Here is an 838-nt window from a genome sequence, read left to right as displayed (position 1 = left end):
TTCATACGCCGTATGTAAATTTATTTATTTTTACATTCAAATTATATAAAAATAATGGTAAGATTACTTCGATTTATCTTACTACTTTAAGGAGGTATTTTTATGAAAAAAATTGTCGGGTTGTCTCTAGCTTTTGTTTCTGTCATATCTATTACCATTCCTTCTTCGACATTTGCAGCAAATCATTATGACACATTCGGAGGGAAGTTAACGGGTGGTGTAGGAAATTGGGGGAAGTCCACACAATATTATTGGATTGATAGTTCAGCTTCTGGAGAATCCTCTAGAATTAATAGTTCTATGAGCGCTTGGGTTCATACAGGTAAAATTGTATCGACGCCTATTTCTTTTAGAAATACTTCAAACAAGCCTTCTAGTGTAATAGATATTTACAAAGGCAATTATTATCCACGTTCAAGTGGTATTCTTGGTGAAACAAAATTTTATAGAAGCGGTAGTCAAATTGATTCGTCTTCTAACTATTCTTGGGCAAAAATTCAACTCAATTCATCGTCATTCGATTCTCTAAATACTTATCATAAGTCAGGAACCATTGCTCATGAAATGGGACATGCATTTGGTCTTGCTCATAACAATTATGAAGGTGACTCTATTATGTGTCAGTTTGGCGCAGGTAGAACTGTAAATACACCAGATTCAGGTTCACTTTACGGAATTAACTCATTGTATTAATTAGTATTCTATATTAGGAATGGAGTGAATTATATGAAAAAGAAATTTATTGCGAGTGGACTTATATGTATCATATTAACTTCAAGTGTTGCATTTTATATTTATAGTGATTCACAAGAAGTAGAAATGAAGCAAAGCTCTCCCG

1 protein-coding gene is annotated in these 838 nt (G+C 32.9%); it reads left to right on the top strand.

Translation table 11 applies throughout. The features are described from left to right. Positions 1-102 precede the first annotated feature (102 nt). Positions 103-693: a zinc metalloprotease gene (locus AC1DTM_RS29475; RefSeq protein ID WP_477001589.1), complete on the top strand. Its 591-nt coding sequence runs from the start codon at positions 103-105 to the stop codon at positions 691-693. Positions 694-838 lie beyond the last annotated feature (145 nt).

The sequence above is a fragment of the Bacillus sp. P4_D3 genome (assembly GCF_056401855.1).
Note: the sequence above shows the minus strand (reverse complement) of the source record. Positions and strands in the feature narration are given on the sequence as shown.